At 69.3% G+C, this 13,976-nt stretch carries 11 protein-coding genes; 9 read left to right on the top strand and 2 right to left on the bottom strand.

Features of this window, described 5'->3' with window-relative positions; translation table 11 throughout:
• Window positions 1-5 precede the first annotated feature (5 nt).
• The 9 genes from DSC_RS12980 (at window position 6) to DSC_RS16730 (ending at window position 11,402) form a co-directional block, all read left to right on the top strand.
• Complete coding sequence (locus DSC_RS12980; protein ID WP_014161638.1) at window positions 6-1,079, top strand: 3-deoxy-7-phosphoheptulonate synthase; 1,074 nt, start codon at window positions 6-8, stop codon at window positions 1,077-1,079.
• Between the two features lie 81 nt (window positions 1,080-1,160).
• Complete coding sequence (locus DSC_RS12975; protein ID WP_014161637.1) at window positions 1,161-3,377, top strand: hypothetical protein; 2,217 nt, start codon at window positions 1,161-1,163, stop codon at window positions 3,375-3,377.
• A 277-nt stretch (window positions 3,378-3,654) separates the two neighbouring features.
• On the top strand, window positions 3,655-5,034 hold the full coding sequence (locus tag DSC_RS12970; protein WP_014161636.1) for a S8 family peptidase: 1,380 nt from the start codon (window positions 3,655-3,657) through the stop codon (window positions 5,032-5,034).
• 102 nt (window positions 5,035-5,136) lie between these two features.
• A complete protein-coding gene (lipA, locus tag DSC_RS12965; protein ID WP_014161635.1) occupies window positions 5,137-6,126 on the top strand; it encodes a lipoyl synthase in 990 nt (329 codons plus the stop codon).
• 222 nt (window positions 6,127-6,348) lie between these two features.
• Entirely contained in the window at window positions 6,349-8,556 is a 2,208-nt protein-coding gene (locus DSC_RS12960; protein ID WP_014161634.1) for a carboxy terminal-processing peptidase, read from the top strand.
• A gap of 172 nt (window positions 8,557-8,728) precedes the next feature.
• Complete coding sequence (gene yedA, locus DSC_RS12955; RefSeq protein ID WP_014161633.1) at window positions 8,729-9,628, top strand: drug/metabolite exporter YedA; 900 nt, start codon at window positions 8,729-8,731, stop codon at window positions 9,626-9,628.
• 14 nt (window positions 9,629-9,642) lie between these two features.
• A complete protein-coding gene (locus tag DSC_RS17370; RefSeq protein ID WP_274377824.1) occupies window positions 9,643-9,768 on the top strand; it encodes a hypothetical protein in 126 nt (41 codons plus the stop codon).
• A 24-nt stretch (window positions 9,769-9,792) separates the two neighbouring features.
• Window positions 9,793-10,791 carry an XdhC family protein gene (locus DSC_RS12950; RefSeq protein WP_014161631.1) on the top strand — a complete coding sequence of 333 codons (999 nt, stop codon included), beginning with the start codon at window positions 9,793-9,795 and terminating at the stop codon, window positions 10,789-10,791.
• An 8-nt stretch (window positions 10,792-10,799) separates the two neighbouring features.
• Window positions 10,800-11,402: a nucleotidyltransferase family protein gene (locus DSC_RS16730; RefSeq protein ID WP_238527648.1), complete on the top strand. Its 603-nt coding sequence runs from the start codon at window positions 10,800-10,802 to the stop codon at window positions 11,400-11,402.
• Window positions 11,403-11,406: 4 nt separating this feature from the next.
• Here DSC_RS16730 and DSC_RS12940 read toward each other — a convergent pair whose 3' ends face one another.
• Window positions 11,407-12,519, bottom strand: a complete 1,113-nt coding sequence (locus DSC_RS12940) for an alpha/beta hydrolase (protein WP_014161629.1) — start codon at window positions 12,517-12,519, stop codon at window positions 11,407-11,409.
• A gap of 141 nt (window positions 12,520-12,660) precedes the next feature.
• Window positions 12,661-13,968: an ABC transporter permease gene (locus tag DSC_RS12935; protein ID WP_014161628.1), complete on the bottom strand. Its 1,308-nt coding sequence runs from the start codon at window positions 13,966-13,968 to the stop codon at window positions 12,661-12,663.
• Window positions 13,969-13,976 lie beyond the last annotated feature (8 nt).

Below are 13,976 nucleotides of genomic sequence, written 5' to 3'. Positions count from 1 at the left end.
TCAAGATGGCCCCGCTGACCTCAGACCTGCGCATCCGCAAGATCGAACCGCTCACCACACCGGCCGAGCTGATCGAGGAGTTCCCCTGCGACGAGGCGGTCTCCGCCACCGTCTCCCAAGCGCGCAGCGCGCTGCACCGGATCCTGCACGGGCGCGATGACCGCCTCGCGGTGGTGATCGGCCCGTGCTCGATCCACGACCCCGAGGCCGCGATCGAATACGCCCGGCGCCTGCGCCCGCTGCGCGATGTCCTCGGCGGCGAGCTGGAAATCATCATGCGCGTGTACTTCGAAAAGCCGCGCACCACCGTGGGCTGGAAGGGCCTGATCAACGACCCGCACCTGGACGGTAGCTTCCGTATCAACGAGGGCCTGGCGCTGGCGCGCGGGCTGCTGCGCGACATCAACGCGCTGGGCCTGCCGGCCGGCTGCGAGTACCTGGACGTGATCTCGCCGCAGTACATCTCCGACCTGGTGGCCTGGGGCGCGATCGGCGCGCGTACCACCGAGAGCCAGATCCATCGCGAGATGGCCAGTGGCCTGTCGTGCCCGGTGGGCTTCAAGAACGGCACCAGCGGCGATGTCAAGATTGCAGTGGACGCAGTCGGGGCGGCTTCGCACCCGCATCATTTCCTGGCCGTCACCAAGGACGGCCAGTCGGCGATTGCCTCGACCACCGGCAACCCGGACTGCCACGTGATCCTGCGTGGCGGCAAGACGCCCAATTTCGACGCGGCCAGCGTCCAGGCGGCCAGCGAAGTGCTGGAAAAAAATGGCCTGACGCCACGGCTGATGGTCGACGCCAGCCACGCCAACAGCAGCAAGAAGCCGGAAAACCAGCCGGCCGTGATCGAGGACATCGCCACCCAGCTGGAGGCCGGCCAGTCGCGCATCATGGGGGTGATGGTCGAAAGCCATCTGGTCGCCGGTCGCCAGGACCTGGTTCAGGGCCAGCCGCTGACCTATGGCCAGAGCATCACCGACGGTTGCCTTGGCTGGGACGCATCGGTGGCCGTGCTTGAGCGTCTGGCCGCGGCGGTACGCGCCCGTCGTCTGCGCGCGGTGTCGCAGGCGGCCTGATTCATCGACCGGGACCGGATCGCCAGGCAGGTCAGGTCCCGGTCAGGTCTCGGTCACACGCCCTGATCACCCCGATCGGGCATGCTGGTGCGGATGGAGGACGCCACTTCGCAACCGGCCCGACCCGCGCGCCTGTCGCCGCGACATCGTCGTTGGCTGCGCCGTACCGCCTGGACGTTGCTGGCCTGCTACCTGGGCTACCTGGCGCTGGGCAATGTGTACCTCAACACCGCCCTGGGGCCGTGGAGCATCAACCGCAAGCCCGAGAAGTTCACCATGCAATGGGGGCGCGGGTTGACCTGGTGGCCGGGCGAAGTGGTGCTGTGGGATGTGTCGATGCGCGGCCACGTCGGACGCACGGTGTGGTCGCTGCAGTCCAGGCGCACCAGCGGACACATTTCGGTGTTCGGGGTGCTGGGCAAGCAGCTCTATGTGCCGCGCGTGCGTGCCACCGATGTCACAGGCAGCGTTGAACGGGTTGCCGATGAGATTCCGCCACCGCCACAGCGCCCCGGCGGCTGGCTGCTGAACTTCCCTTCGATCACCAGCGACAGCGTGCGTGGGGGACGTTTCAACAGGCTGGTGCTGACCGGGCAGGGCAAGGCCAGGGTCGGCTTCAGCAAGCGCCTGCGCGGCGGACCGGCGGAACTGCTGGAATCGACCGCCCACTTCGATGCGGCGCGCCTGGCCCAGGGTGACACCGCTTTTTTGCAGGATGCGGCGCTGGACGCGCGGTTTGCGATGACGCCGGTCACCTATGCCCAGGCCAGGGGCGTGGAGAAACTGCGCTACATGCGCATCGGCGTTACCGTTGACGGTGACACGCCCGCGCTGTCGGCACGCCAGGATGATTCTGGCGAGCTGCAGCTGCAGCTGCAGCCCGGCCAGGGGCATGTGCAGGGCACGCTGGCGATGGAGCGCGCGGCACTGAAGTCCGGCGGCGCGCTGTCGTGGCGGATGCCGGTGACCATCACCGATCGCGGTGGCCAGCTCCACCGCAGCACGCTGGCCGCGCAGCTCGCGGTCGACCAGGATCTGCATCTGAAGGCGGACATGCCGGCCCAGGTCGAGGGGGTGCTGGCGCTGAGCGCCGACGTGCACGCAGACGGCACCGGGATCCCGTTGAAGAACATGCGTTCGCTGTTGCCCCGCACCTCGGGCCGGGTGGCCGGGCAGTGGCAGTTCTCGTCGCTGAAATGGGTCACGGCGCTGTTCGTGCATGTGCCCTGGCTGACCCTGGACGGGTCCGGCCGGGTGGAGGGCGACATCACCCTGGACCACGGCGTGCTGCAACCGGGCAGTCGCCTGGCTGTGCCGCGGGTGCAGGCCCGGGCCGATGTCCTGGGCCAGCGCGTGACCGGCAGCGGCAGGGCCCACGCCCAGCTGGAAGCGGACAAGGCCGGGCGCGCACGTTCGCGGGTGGACGTGGCCCTGAGCCAATACAGCGTGGCCGCACTGGACGATCTCAAGCGTCCCTACATCCGCGGCAACGACCTGCGCCTGTACACCAGGACCGACCCGGACCTGGCCAAGGCCCGGATGTCGCTGCAGGCCCAGGCCGAGTTCACCGACGCCCAGGTGCCGGACCTGCGCGCCTACAACCGCTTCCTGCCCAATGATCATCTGCGCTTCGACGGCGGCGCCGGCACGTTGTCCGGGCAACTTGCGCTGGACGCGGCAGGCAACGCGGGCAATGGCCGGGTGCGCATCGCCGGCCGCGGGGCGCAGGTGCATGCTGCGGGCCTGGCCCTGCGCAGCGATGTGGACATCGACCTGAAACTGCAGCGCGCCGACCTGCAGCGCCAGCGCTTTCACATCGGTGGCAGCAAGCTGGCGCTGAGCAATGTCAGTTTTGCCCAGCCCGGCAATGCCGGCAGCGGCTGGTGGGCCCAGGCAAGCCTGCCGCGCGCGCAGCTGGACGTGACCGACCAGCGCCTGGCGGTGGACGGCCGGGTCAGCACCCGGATGAAGGACGTGGGTTTTCTGCTGGACCTGTTTTCCCAGGACAGCGACTACCCGCAGTGGATGGTCAAGCTGGTGGACGTGGGCACCGTGCAGGCCTCGGCCCGGGTGCGCTGGCAGCGCAAGGACCTGGTAGTGGAAGACATCGACGCCAGCAACGACCGCTTCGACCTGGTCGGGCGCTTCCGGTTGCGTGGCGATGACAAGGCCCAAGGTGACCTGTATGCCCGTTGGGGTGTGCTGGGCGCGGCGGTGGAATTGCGCCAGGGCGAGCATCAGTTCCACCTGCTGGGCGCCAAGCGCTGGTACCAGGCCCAGCCGCCGTATCTGGAGTGAGGCCTGTCCGGCTTGCCAGCGCGGCTTTTTGCAGTGCAGCGTGCAAAGCCGAAAAAGCAGGCGCAAGATCGCCCTGCATCCCGACGTGGGGGAGGGAGCAGGGCCCGTAACTGGCGCAAGCCGTTACGGGCTTTTTAGTGTCTGGGGGTGGGAGCCCTGGCCTGTCGCGTGACGCGGTTGCGGACAGCGCTTGCGACGACGGTGACGGTGGAATAGGCTCGCCGAGTGTGATGTTCAGCCCATATTTATCCCGTCATCCTTCATGAGATCCCCCGTCATGCAGAAGATTTCCCTGGCCATCGCCGTGGCCATGTCCCTGGCAACCGCCGCCACTGCGCACGCGACGAGTTACGTGGTGACCGCAAAGAGCAAGACCTTCGACAGCAAGTTCGAGCACAGGCTCCAGGCGGCCGGCGCCACCATCACCGCGCGCCTGCCGCAGATCGGGGTGGCCATCGTCGAGGCCGACGCCGATTTCGGCAGCCGCGCCTCCAGGCTCAGCGGGGTGCGTTCGGCAGTGCCGGATGTGGTGATCCAGTTCGATCTGGAGGGTGGCCGCGAGGAACTCGACGCCGACTACGCCAATCCTCCCTATTCCGGCGATGACGACGCCTTCTTCGACCTGCAATGGGGCCATGCGGCCATCGACGCGGCCGGCGCCTGGAATGCCGGGTACCGAGGGGCCGGCGCCACCGTGGCGGTGCTGGACTCGGGCATCTATTGCCAGCACCTGGACATCACCCCCAACCTGCTGGCGCCACTGTCAGCCTCCTTCGTCCCCGGCGAGGCCTACTGCAACACCTCCGGCAGCAGCCATGGCACCCACACCTCGGGCACCGTGCTGGCCGCCGACAACGGCATCGGCACCATTGGCGTGGCGCCGGAAGCCAAGCTGATCGCGGTCAAGGTGCTCAGCGCGGCCAGCGGCAGCGGCAGCTTCGGCGGCATCATCCAGGGCATCGTCTACGCGGCCGACGCCGGCGCCGATGTCATCAACATGAGCCTGGGCGTGGGCGGTGGGCTGCCGGTGGGCGGCAAGGAGGTGGCCGAACTGATCAACGCCACCGCCCGCGCCACCCGCTATGCCTATGCCAAGGACGTCACCGTGGTGGCCTCGGCCGGCAACGATGGCCGTGACCTGGACCACGACAGCGGCAAGGTCTGCGATACCGACGGGGTCTGCACCACCGACAACCTGCGCGCGTTCCCGGCGCAGCTGCCGGGGGTGCTCGCGGTCAGTGCGCTTGGCCCGGTGGGCTGGCTGAAGGATCCGGCCAACCCGGATTTCGACATCCTTGCCAGCTACAGCAATTATGGGCAGTCGGCGATCGACTTCGCCGCGCCGGGCGGAAATTTCGACTACCCGGGCGAGGAGAACTGCACGCTGAAGGGCATCACCCGCCCGTGCTGGGTGTTCGACATGGTGATCAGCTCAACCTCCGGTATCGCCAGCTATGGCTGGTCGGCAGGTACCAGCATGGCCGCGCCGCACGTGTCCGGCGTGGCCGCGCTGATCATCGGCAAGCACGGCGGCTCCCTGGCCCCGAGCGAGGTGGAGCGCATCCTGCGTGCCTCCGCCGACGACCTGGGCAAGCCGGGCAACGACGATGCCTACGGCGCCGGTCGGGTGAACGCGGCGCGTGCCGTGCAGTACTGAGCGTCCCATCGCTGCAACCAGGGCCGCCTGTTCACCGGCGGCCTTTTTTGTCTTCCCTGGCCAGGCACGCAGCAGGTGCCGGGCAGGCGGTAGAATGGGGCCATGCCTGATTCCCGCGCCATCCAGATCCAAGTCGTGAGCTCTGCGCCGCAGCCCGGTGCCAAGCAGCTGGGCAATGACAAGATTGCTCGTTCCCCGGTCCAGTTCGCCAAGGCGCCCGTGTTGCGCAAGCCGTCCTGGATCCGGGTGCGCATTCCGTCCGGCAACGCGGTGGCCAACCTCAAGGCCAAGCTGCGCGAGAACCGCCTGGTCACGGTATGCGAGGAAGCCAGCTGCCCGAACATCCACGAATGCTTCGGCCACGGCACGGCGACCTTCATGATCCTGGGCGAGGTGTGCACGCGGCGCTGCTCGTTCTGTGACGTGGCCCATGGCCGGCCCAAGCCGCCCGAGCCTGGCGAGCCGCTGAGCCTGGCCACCACCGTGGCCGAGATGGGCCTGAAATACGTGGTGGTGACCAGCGTGGACCGCGACGACCTGCGCGACGGCGGCGCCCAGCATTTCGCCGATTGCATCAGCGCCATCCGCAGCCATTCGCCCGGCACCCGGGTGGAAATCCTGACCCCGGACTTCCGCGGCAAGGGCCGCATGGACCGCGCGCTGGAGATCCTGGCGACCAGCCCGCCAGACGTGTTCAACCACAACATCGAGACCGTGCCGGACCTGTATCCAAACGTCCGTCCGGGCGCCGACTACCAGTGGTCGCTGACCCTGCTGCAGAAGTTCAAGGCCCAGCATCCGGCCCTGCCGACCAAGTCCGGGATCATGCTCGGCCTGGGCGAGACCCTGGAGCAGGTGCAGGGCACGCTGCGCGATCTGCGTGCGCATGATGTGGACATGGTCACCATCGGCCAGTACCTGCAGCCCACCGCGCACCACCATCCGGTGCTGCGCTACTGGACCCCGGAGGAATTTGCCGAGCTGGAGCGCTACGGCCTGGCCCTGGGCTTCAGCCATGTCGCCTCCGGCCCGATGGTGCGCTCGTCCTACCATGCCGATCGTCAGGCGCTCCAGGCCGGTGTTGCCGGCTGAGCACGCTTGGCGCGCATCGATCCGTTCACGCGCCGTCTGGCCGAAGGCCCGGCGGCGTCGTTGTATCCGGGTCCTGCGTTCACATTGCGATACCGGCGCGCCGCTAGGCTGAAATGCACATGACAGCCTGCGCAACTTTCGACACTGTGATGCGGTCCATGTGCCTCGCCAACATCCCCCTCCACACGCCTTAGGCGGCCCTGCCGGCCGCGAGCCCATCCAATGAAAGCCAAGCGCTCCTACCTCCTTTTGGCCCTGGCCTTGCTGGCCCCCATTGCATTGCTGGCGCGGCCGGACGGAGACCGGGTGGCCACCCGCGCCGACGCGGGCGTGGTGCCGATGGGGCCGACCGCCGATCAGTCCACGGCCGCCAAACTGGTCTACGGGATCCTCTCGGACAGCCGCTATGCCTATCGGCCGCTGCCCTTGGACGATGCGCTGTCGCAGGACGTCTACAAGCACTACCTGGATGCGCTGGACCCGAGCAAGCAGTTCTTCACGGCCAAGGACATCGAAGGCTTCATGCCGCTGGCCACGCGCCTGGACGAGGCGATCAAGAGCGGCCAGCTGACTCCGGCGTATGACATCTTCTCGGTCTACCGCAAGCGCGTCGGCGAGCGGGTGGCCCATGCCCGCAGCCTGGTGAAGGACGACCATTTCGACTTCACCACCGATGAGCGCTGGGAATACGATCGCGAGCAGGCGCCCTGGGCCAAGGACAGCGGCGAGCTCGATGAGCTGTGGCGCAAGTCGGTGATGAACGACTGGCTGCGCCTGAAGATGGCCGGCAAGAAGCCCGAGGCGATCGTCCAGACCCTGGACAAGCGCTATGCCAACCTGCAGCGCAGCGTGGAGGAGCTGGACAGCGAGGACGTCTTCCAGACCTTTCTCAATGCCTACACCTCGGCGGTGGATCCGCACACCGATTACTTCACCCCCAAGACCGCCGAGCAGTTCAATCAGCAAATGTCCCTGTCGCTGGAAGGCATCGGCGCGGTTCTGCAGCGCCAGGACGACATGGTGGTGATCCGCGAGATCGTGCCCGGCGGCCCGGCCGACCTGTCCAGGAAGCTGCAGCCCGGGGCGCGCATCGTGGGCGTGGCCCAGGGCGATGGCGCCCTTACCGACGTGGTCGGCTGGCGCATCGACGATGTGGTCGAGCTGATCCGCGGCAAGAAGGGCACGCGGGTGCGGATTGAATTCATTCCGCCGGAAGGCGGGGTGGATGGCCCACCCAGCACCGTGACCATCGTGCGCGACAAGGTCCAGCTGGCCGAGCAGGCCGCCAAGAGCGAGATCATGACCTTGCCGGCCAGCGGCCGCGAACCCGAGCGCAGGATCGGGGTGATCAAGCTGCCAACCTTCTACCAGGATTTCGAAGGTCGCCGCCGCAACCCCAACGACTACACCTCGGCCACGCGCGACGTGCGTCGCCTGCTGGACGGATTCAAGACCCAGAACATCGATGGCGTGGTGATGGACCTGCGCGCCAATGGCGGCGGTTCGCTGGACGAGGCGGTCGATCTGACCGGCCTGTTCATCGATCAGGGCCCGGTGGTGCAGGTACGCGAATCCGGGGGGCGGGTCTCGGTCAGTGGTGACACCGCCCAGGGGGTGTCCTGGGATGGCCCCCTGGCGGTGCTGATCAACCGCGCTTCGGCTTCGGCCTCGGAGATCTTCGCCGGCGCCATTCAGGACTATGGCCGCGGCCTGGTGATCGGCGAGAACAGTTTCGGCAAGGGGACCGTGCAGAACCTGGTCGACCTGGACCGCTGGCCGGCCAACGAAGGCAGGCGGCGCTTCGGCCAGCTCAAGTTGACCATCGCCCAGTTCTTCCGCGTGGCCGGCGGCAGCACCCAGCACAAGGGTGTGGTGCCGGACATTGCCTTTCCCGCCAGCATCGATGCCACCGAGTACGGCGAGGACACCTATCCCAACGCGCTGCCATGGACCAGGATCGCCGGGGTCTCGCATACCCAGTACGGCAACTTCGCCCCGCTGCTGCCCAGGCTGGAGACGCTGCACCAGGCGCGGGCCAGGACCGACAAGGAATTTCAGTGGTGGTTGGAGGATGTGGCCTATTTCCGGGATCAGGCGGCCAAGAAGTACGTGTCGCTCAATGAGGCCGAGCGCCGCGCTGAACGTGACCGGCAGGAGACCCTGCGCAAGCAGCGCCAGGAGGAGCGCAAGCGCCTGGGCCTGCCGCTGGACCCGCTGGCCGCCGACCTGTCCGACGACGGACTGGGTGCCAGCGAGCGCGACATCATCAAGGACGTCGCGCGCGAGAAGCTGGCCGAAAAGCGTCCCGATCCGCTGCTGCGCGAATCGGCCGCGATCCTCGGCGATGCGATCACTGTCTTGAGCCAGGACAAGACGCTCTCGGCCCAGGTGCTGCCCGAGTCGACCACGCCCAGCAGCTGGGCCGACTGATGAGGGCTCGGCCCCGATGATCCGAACGGGCGCCCTGCAGGCGTCCGTCTTGTTTTGCATGGCGCAGACCGGCCACGGACGTGGAACGGTCAGAAGCTGCAGCGCCGGTTTCCATCCGCGCGCGGCGGTGCTCGCCTAGACTGTGCGGCCTTTTGTGCAGGTGTCTGGCTCCATGGCCTCGTCCACGCCCACTCCGTCTTCGCCCAAAGCCCTGGCGGTCCTGACCGCGTTGCTGGCGGTGTACGTGGTGTGGGGCTCGACCTATCTGGGTATCCGCATCGCCCTGGATCACGGCATGCCGCCGCTGCTGGTGATCTCGGGCCTGCGCTTCGTGGTGGCCGGCGCCCTGATGTTCGCGGTGCTGCGGCTGAAGGGCGTTGCCGCGCCCTCGCGCGCGCAGTGGAAGACGCTGGCGGTGATGGGGGCGTTGCTGCTGGGGTTGGGCAACGGCCTGGTGGTGCTGGCCGAAACCACGGTGTCCTCCGGCCTGGCCGCGGTGGCGGTGGCCTCGATGCCGGTGTGGATGGGCCTGTTCGGCATGCTGCGCGGGCAACGCGCCACGCACGGGGAATGGCTTGGCATCGTGCTGGGCTTTGCCGGCGTGGTCTGGCTCAATGCCGGCGGCACCCTGACCGGTAGCCCGATGGGACTGCTGTACCTGCTGCTGTCGCCGCTGGCCTGGGCATTCGGCTCGGTGTGGTCGCGTGGCCGCGACCTGCCTTCGCCGTTCATGGCCGCCGCGGCGCAGATGCTCTGCGGCGGCGTGCTGCTGGTGGTCGCCGGCATGCTGCATGGCGAGCGCATCAACGCCTGGCCGCGGTGGGAAGGCGTGCTGGCGGTGGCCTACCTGGCGATGTTCGGTTCGGTCGTCGCGTTCACCGCCTATGTATGGCTGCTGCAGCACGTGCGCCCGGCGCTGGCCGCCAGCTATGCCTATGTCAATCCAGTCATCGCCGTGGCGCTGGGCGCATGGCTGGCACACGAGCGCTTCACGGTCCACGACCTGGGTGCGATGGCGCTGATCCTGGCCGGCGTGGTGGTGATCAACCTGGCGCGGTTGCGGACCAGGTGAACATGGTGGCCTCGATGCCGGGTCGACACGGCGCGGCGGCCACGGTCGGCGTGCTCGTGGCGTGGGACCCGTTGCCGGTGTTCCGGCGGCTGCTGGCGCTGCAGATCAGCGCCCGGCGCCTGGGCATCACGAGCTTCTGAAGCGGCGCCAGGCATCATCGGCCCATGCAAGACGATCTGGCCCCCACGCTGCAGCAGGCCGAGGTCCATCGCGGTGTCATGGACGCCAGCGCGCGCGCGGTCCATGCCCACGTCGCCCTGGCGCTGGTGGTCCAGACCGAGGGCTCGACCTACGTGCGCAGTGGCGCGATGGCGCTGTTCGACGGGCCCGATGCGCAGGTCGGCTGGCTCAGCGGCGGCTGCCTGGAGCCGGAGATCGAAGTCCGGGCCCTGGCCGCCGCGCGTGCCGGCCAGCTGGACTGGATGGAGGTGGACACCCGCGACGACGAGGATCTGCTGTCTGGTTCGGCCGTGGGCTGTCGGGGGCGACTGGTCCTGGCGCTGCTGCCGCTCGCGCGCCTGCCCGGCTGGGACCAGGCGGTGCGTGCGTGGCGAAGCGGCACAGACCTGACCTTGACCTTGCAGCCCCTGGGCGAGGGCGCGCTGGCGCTGGCCTTGGGCGATCGGCAGTGGAAGCTGCCGGCCACCGCTGCGCCTGCGGGCGTGCAGCGCACGATCGCCCTGCTGTTCAAGGCGCCGCCGAAGGTGGTGCTGTTCGGCGCCGGTCCCGAACTGCCGCACCTGTTGCCGCTGCTGCGCGATGGCGGCTGGATGACCACCCTGGTGGAGCGTCGCCCGCGCTGGTCGCCTTCGCCCGAACGCCCGTTGCCGGCCGACGACTGGCAGGCCATCGCGCCGGCCACCGCGGCGATGCTGCCGGCCCTGGCCGACGCCGATGTGGCGCTGGTCATGCACCACAATTTCGAACTGGACCGCGAGGCGCTGGAAGCGCTGGCGGCCACCGACATCCCCTTCATCGGCCTGCTCGGTCCGCATCGGCGGCGTGAGGACCTGTTCCGCCTGCTGCCGCCTGCTGCCGTCGATGCGCTGGGCAAGCGGCTGCGTTCGCCGGTGGGCCTGGACCTGGGCGGCCGTGGCGAACAGGCCATCGCCCTGAGCATCGCCGCGCAATTGCAGGCCTGGCGCCACGGGCGCACGGGGTGAGCGGCCACGTGGCCGTGGTCCTGGCCGCCGGCGGCAGCCGTCGACTGGGCGGACGACCCAAGCAACTGATCGAGCGCGACGGCGAAACCCTGGTGCAGCGCGCGCTGCGCCTGGCGCGCGAGACCGCGCCTGCGCGCCTGCTGCTGGTGGTCGGCGCCCACGCAGACCAGATCGCCGCCGCTGGCCGCGCCGACGACGTGCAAGTGGTGCTCAATGGCCACTGGCGCCAGGGCCTGGGTTCCAGCGTGCGCGCCGCGTGCGAGGTCCTGGCCGTGGACGCCGCCGGGGCCAGCCGCTGCCTGCTGCTGGCCTGCGATCAGCCGGCGCTGCAGCGCGCGCACCTTGAGGCGTTGTTGCAGGCCGCCGACGGCGCTGCTTCCGGTTGTGCGGGCAGCGTGCACGGCACGCGCATGGGCGTGCCGGCGGTGGTGGCGATGGCGCGCCTGCTCACGGCCCGGCCGCAGGGCGATGCGGGCCTGCGCGAGCTGCTCAACGCCCTGCCGCCCGCGCAGGTCGGGCGGGTGCAGGCGCCCGAGCTGGCATTGGACCTGGATACCCCGGCGGACCTGGCCGATGCCGCGCGCCGCGGCTGGATCGACCCGCCAATCTGAGCCGCTAACGCGCGGCGGCGACCAGCGGCGCGTGCGGCTGCGGCGCCAGTGCGCGCGCGGCCGGGCAGGTGGCACCGGGTGTAGCGGTTTCGGCGAACCACTGGTCCACGCTCGGCCCCAGCCGCTCCAGTTGCATCGGCAGGCTCAGGTGGGTTTCGCCGGGCACTTCCAGGTAGGCATCGCGCGGTGCGGCCGCGGCCAGCATGCGGCCATGCGCGACCGGGATATGGCGATCGTTGCTGCCATGGACCAGCAGCACGCACGCCGGGGTGGTGCGCAGGGCTGCAGCCACGTCGACCTGGTCCAGGTTGAGCCCCAGCTGCGCGTCGGCCGCGGCGATCACCGCGTCCAGGTTCTGGCGGCCATAGGTGGCCTGCGCGATCAGGGTCGCGGCCGCGCTCTTCCAGGTGTCCGGCGGGCTTGAGAGCATGTGCGGGACCATGTCGCGGATGGCGCGGCCGGCGTTGTCGAAGGACTCCATCGCCACCACCCCGGCGACCTGCTGGCCCAGCTCGTGCGCGGCGAAGATCGCCGTGGCCGCGCCATAGGACACGCCGAACAGGTACAGCGGCCCGGCGATCTCGCCGCGGGCGCGCAGTTCGCCCACCACCCGCGCCACGTCCTGGCCTTCGCGCGTGCCGTAGCCGGACCGGCCGCTGCCCGAGCGCCCGTGGTTGCGCAGGTCCAGGCTGATGGTGCGGTAGCCGGCCTGGGCCAGCCGCAGCGCCCAGGGCATCAGCGAATCGCCGTCCATCATCCAGCCGTGCAGCAGCACGACCGTGCCGCGCGGCGCCGCGGTCGCCGTGGGCCTGGTGAAGGTCACATCGAAGGCCACCTGCTGCAGCGCCGTGCCGTCCGGGTCGCCGGTGTAGCGGTAGTCCAGCTGGTAATCGCCCGGATCCAGCGCCTGCCAGAAGATCGGCACGCCGCCCTCGCCGGGCAGCCGGCCGCTGCGCGCGGGCAGGCGCGCCATCAACGATTCCACATGCGCGCTGTCCAGCAGCGGCGAGACGCCGCCAGGCGCGACCAGGCGGGTGCTCAGCGATGTGGAGGTGGGGGGAATGCAGGCGACCAGCAGTAGGCAGCACAGGCAGACCAGCAGGAACAGGCGGGACATCGGCGTTGGGACGAAATGATGCGGCCGCGCAGCCTAGCGTGGCCACCCCTGGCGGTGCTATCGCACCAGCATGACAACGCGATGACAGCGCCGATGGGCGGAAGGACCCAGGGCGCCTTTCGCCCGGCGCTGGCGCAGGCCTTACACCTCGCGCAGGGCCACGGTGATCGGCAGGCGCGCGGCGCGCAGGGCCGGGAACAGGCCGCCGACCAGGCCGATCCCCAGCGCCCACTTCAGGCCGCTCCACAGCAGTTCCGGCGAGACCCTGAACTGGAACACCACCTGGCTGAAGTTGGCGCCCAGCGTGGACACGGCGTAGTTGTTGAACACCGCCCAGGCGATCAGCCCGCCCAGCACCCCGCCCAGCAGCGCCAGCAGCATGGTTTCCAGCATCACCGCCACCACCACCGGCAGGCCGCCAAAGCCGATCGCGCGCATGGTGGCGATCTCGCGGGCGCGGGTGGCCACCGCGGCGTACATGGTGTTGAGCGCGCCGAAGACCGCGCCCACCGCCATGATCGCGCCAATCACCGTGCCCAGGATCCGGATGATGGTGGCCAGCTGGCCGGACTGCTTGGCGTAGTAGGCGCGGGTGGTTTCCACGTCCAGCTTGAGCTGCGGGTTTTCGGCCATGGCGGCCTTGAACCGGGCGAAGCCATCGGTGCCATCGGTGCGCACGGTCAGCGACTGGAAGGCGCGCCGGTTGTAGGTGCTGGCCAGGGTCTCCACGTCGGTCCACAGCTCCGACTCATGCGCGTCACCGGAGGCGAAGGTGCCCACCACCGTCCACTGCTGCTTGCCCAGATCCAGCGTATTGCCGAGCTTGAGCCCGCGGAACTGGCCCTGCGCGCCCTTGCCGACCACCACTTCGCGCAGGCCGGGCCTGAACGGGCGGCCTTGGACGATCTTCACCGACGGATGTACCGCCCAGCCGGCGTCGCCGATGCCGCGGAACTGCACGTTGGTGTCGGTGCCGTCGGCCATCGAAGGCAGGTTGACCACCTGCGACAGCTCGGCCGAGATCAGCGGCTTGCCGTCCGCGCCCCTGGCCACGCCGGGCAGGGTGCTGACCAGCGGCACCTGGTTGCGGGTGATGACCGAGTTGGTCTCGGCCTGCGAGCCGCCGCGCAGCACCAGCGCGGTGCTGTCATCGCCGGTGCCGTTGAGGGTGGCCTTGAAGCCTTCGCCCATCGCCAGCATCGCCACCAGCACGCCGACCACCCCGGCGATGCCCACGATGATCACCGACGAGGCGCCCCAGCGCTGCGGCAGGCTGGCGATGCCGATGCGCGCGGCCGCCAGCGCCAGCCTGCCGCTGCGGGTCAGCACCAGCCACAGGGCCAGCACCACCGCCACGGCCAGCACGCCTTGCCAGGGCAGGGCGATCCACGCGCCCAGCGCCACGATCAGCAGCACGGTGCTCAACAGGTTCCAGAGTCTGGTTTTCATCAGGGCCT

This window comes from Pseudoxanthomonas spadix BD-a59, from assembly GCF_000233915.3.
Classification (GTDB): Bacteria; Pseudomonadota; Gammaproteobacteria; order Xanthomonadales; family Xanthomonadaceae; genus Pseudoxanthomonas_A; species Pseudoxanthomonas_A spadix.
The sequence above is the reverse complement of the archived record's forward strand: the minus strand, read 5'-3'. Positions and strand labels throughout refer to the sequence as shown.